At 41.0% G+C, this 3,705-nt stretch carries 3 protein-coding genes; 2 read left to right on the plus strand and 1 reads right to left on the minus strand.

Annotated features, from left to right (window positions below; translation table 11 throughout):
- Positions 1-221: 221 nt before the first annotated feature.
- Positions 222-749: a sugar O-acetyltransferase gene (locus H4J63_RS19445; protein ID WP_024603745.1), complete on the minus strand. Its 528-nt coding sequence runs from the start codon at positions 747-749 to the stop codon at positions 222-224.
- A gap of 159 nt (positions 750-908) precedes the next feature.
- On the opposite strand from H4J63_RS19445, the gene H4J63_RS19450 reads away from it, so the two are divergent.
- Both H4J63_RS19450 and glmS read left to right on the plus strand, forming a co-directional pair.
- Positions 909-1,673 carry a DeoR/GlpR family DNA-binding transcription regulator gene (locus H4J63_RS19450; RefSeq protein ID WP_182198069.1) on the plus strand — a complete coding sequence of 255 codons (765 nt, stop codon included), beginning with the start codon at positions 909-911 and terminating at the stop codon, positions 1,671-1,673.
- A gap of 40 nt (positions 1,674-1,713) precedes the next feature.
- Positions 1,714-3,534: a glutamine--fructose-6-phosphate transaminase (isomerizing) gene (glmS, locus tag H4J63_RS19455; protein ID WP_007580413.1), complete on the plus strand. Its 1,821-nt coding sequence runs from the start codon at positions 1,714-1,716 to the stop codon at positions 3,532-3,534.
- Positions 3,535-3,705: the final 171 nt, after the last annotated feature.

Genomic DNA, 3,705 nt, shown 5'->3' on the forward strand with positions numbered 1-3,705 from the left:
AGTAGTGAAACGAAACAGCGCCGATGATAGTGTAGCATTTGCTATGTGAAAGTAGGACATTACCAGGCTTCAAATTGTAGAAAGCCCGAATCTAACGATTCGGGCTTTTTTACGTCTGCAAAAAAGTAAATGCGCGCAATTAATATACACTCACATCAACACATATCACGTAGGGCGAGCGAGCGTAGTGACTCCTGACGCTAAAATCACATCGAGAATATCTACAGTGTTCTTACTTCACGAGCTGGGTTACCCGCTACTACAGTATTAGGCACTACATTTTTAGTAACCACAGCACCCGCACCCACAATACTATTTTCACCAATACTTACACCCGCTAAAATAATTACACCTGCGCCAACCCATACGTTATTGCCTAACGCGATAGGTGCTGCAAAGTTTTCTTTATTAAGCCTTTCTACTGGATTAGTAGCATGTGATACAGCTAAAAACTGAACGTTCGGGCCTATTAAGCAGTCATCACCAATGGTGATTGAGTTATTGGCTAATGGCGAGTCAAGAAGTGTGCAATTAATATTAATAAAAGTACGATCACCAATAACGATTTGATTACCGTAATCACAATGAAAACCTGATTCGATAATTACACCATCACCCGACTTTAAAAATAACTCTTTGATACGTTTTAAGTTGCCTTTACTTGGGCTCTTATTAAATAAACGGCAGGTTTCACCTGCTTGCTTTCGCTGTGCTAAGTATTCTTTACTGATACTGTTAAATGACTGCATTGTATTTATCTTTATAACTTAATTAGTTATAGCTTACCGTACTTTTAGTTTTATTATTATTAGAATAAAACTGTGTTTTTTTTGCTCGTTCACTTGCCATTTAGGTTGTTTCGTTTAAAATCGCATAACTTTCGAAACGAAACTTAATTCACGAGCTTTATGACTAAACGAAACACACAACAGCGTCGTCACAATATACTGGTTCAGGTTAATGAACTAGGTGAAGTAGTTGTTGAAAAGCTAGCTGAGCAGTTTCAAACATCAGAAGTAACCATTCGAAAAGATTTAACCTCGCTTGAAAAAAGTGGCTTATTACTTCGCCGCTACGGTGGTGCTATTGCACTACCTAAAGAAATTGTTAGCGATGAAGTAGATTCAAAGCGCAAAGTAGCAATAGCAAAAGCGGCAGCCTCACTTATAAACGATCATAATCGCATTATTATTGATAGCGGACGCACTACAGCAGCGATGATCCCTGAACTTGCCAATAAACGTGGGCTCGTTGTTATGACCAATGCGATTAAAGTCGCTAGTCGTTTATTAGCACTCGAGAACGAGCCAACACTTTTGATGACCGGTGGAACCTGGGATCCGCATTCTGAGTCGTTTCAGGGGCAAGTTGCCGAAAATGTATTATGCTCTTACGACTTCGATCAGCTCTTTATTGGTGCTGATGGTATAGATGTAAAACGTGGCACAACAACCTTTAATGAGTTAGTTGGTTTGAGCCAAGTAATGGCAGAAGCGGCTCGTGAAGTAATTGTAATGGTTGAATCAGATAAGATTGGCCGAAAAATACCAAATTTAGAATTACCGTGGAAAATAGTAACCACATTAATAACCGACGATGGCTTAGCAGACGATAAGCGCAAAGCAATTGAGGCGTGTGGTGTAAAACTAATTTGTGCAGAGATTATACAATAGCTACTCAGTAGCAAGTATTTTAAAAATTAATGGAGACACTATGTGTGGAATAGTTGGGGCAGTTGCAGAACGTCCAGTAAACAAAATTTTAGTTGAAGGCCTTAAGCGCCTAGAATATCGTGGTTATGACTCAGCAGGCGTAGCATTGCTTGATGGCAATACACTTAATACTGTCAAAGCAGTGGGTAAAGTAGTTAACGTAGAAGCAGCTCTAGAAAAAGCAGGTGTTAGCGGTCATACAGGTATTGCACATACGCGCTGGGCAACACATGGTAGCGTTACAGAAGCAAATGCACACCCACATGTATCAAACAACCAGTTAGCACTTGTGCACAACGGTATTATTGAAAACCACGCTAGCCTACGTACGGCACTGAAAGCAGATGGTTACGAATTCTTATCAGACACTGATACAGAAGTAATGGTGCATTTAATTCACCAACTTCGTAAACAACACACAACGTTACTTGCATCAGTACAAGCAGCTGTTAAACAGTTTGAAGGCGCCTTTGGTACTGTTGTATTTGATAAAGACAACGACAACGAAATCATTGTAGCGCGCTCAGGTAGTCCTCTTGTTATTGGTTTAGGCCTTGGCGAAAACTTTATTGCGTCTGATCAGTTAGCATTACTACCTGTTACTCGTAGCTTCATCTTCTTAGAAGAAGGCGACGTAGCACGTATTACACGTGACACAGTAGAAATTTTTGATGCAGACGGTAACGCAGTTGAGCGTGAAGTGATTGAATCAAACATTACGCAAGATGCATCAGGCAAAGGCGATTACCGTCACTATATGCTAAAAGAAATTTACGAGCAGCCACTTGCTGTACGTAATACTCTTGAAGGGCGTTTAAACGACGACCGTGTAGCAATTGATGCCTTTGGCGAAAGCGCTCAGCAAATATTTAAAGATGTAAAACATGTGCAAATTATTGCCTGTGGTACGTCTTACCATTCAGGTATGGTTGCACGTTACTGGCTTGAGCAGTTTGCGGGTGTTAGCTGTAATGTAGAAATAGCTTCTGAATTTAGATACCGTCAGTCGTTTGTTCATGAAAATAGCTTACTTGTTACTATTTCTCAATCTGGTGAAACTGCCGATACGCTAGCTGCATTACGCCTAGCTAAAGAGCAAGGTTACATGGCCTCAATGACTATTTGTAACGTACCTGGTTCATCGCTTGTACGCGAATCAGACCTTGCCTTTATGACTAAAGCAGGCGCTGAAATAGGCGTGGCATCTACTAAAGCATTTACTACGCAGTTAGTTGGTTTGTTAATGCTTACTGCGTCTATAGCGCAGGAAAAAGGCCTTGACCAAAGCGCAATTGTAAATGCAATTAAAGTACTTCCAGCTAAGTTAGAAGAAACATTATTACTCGCTGATGGTATTGCAGATCTTGCAGAAGAGTTTGCCGACAAACACCACTCATTGTTTTTAGGTCGTGGCTCGCAATACCCAATTGCAATGGAAGGCGCGCTTAAGCTTAAAGAGATTTCGTACATTCATGCAGAAGCCTACGCCGCTGGCGAGCTAAAACACGGCCCATTAGCACTTATTGATGCCGACATGCCAATTATTGTTGTAGCACCAAATAACGAATTGCTAGAAAAACTTAAATCAAACGTAGAAGAAGTACGCGCACGTGGCGGCATTATTTACGTATTCGCAGATAAAGATTCACACTTTGAGTCAGACGACACAATGCGTGTAATCAACGTAAACCACACTGACGATATTATTGCGCCAATTGTTTACACACTACCATTGCAGCTACTGTCGTACTACGTAGCGGTAATTAAAGGCACTGACGTTGACCAACCACGTAACTTAGCTAAATCGGTTACGGTTGAGTAAAATCAAAAGGTTGGTAATTACCTGTTAAAGATAAAAAGGCGCTCAATGCTGTCTCTTGATCACAAGTCTGACTCAAGAGATTTTGCTAAATCGTAGCCTTCCAGGATGGCTTGTAACTTAAGCCATCCTTGCCATAACACTTTCACAGATGCACGCCCTGTGCGCTTGGTA

The sequence above is a fragment of the Pseudoalteromonas sp. 5Ae-yellow genome, assembly GCF_014077565.1.
GTDB lineage: Bacteria > Pseudomonadota > Gammaproteobacteria > Enterobacterales > Alteromonadaceae > Pseudoalteromonas.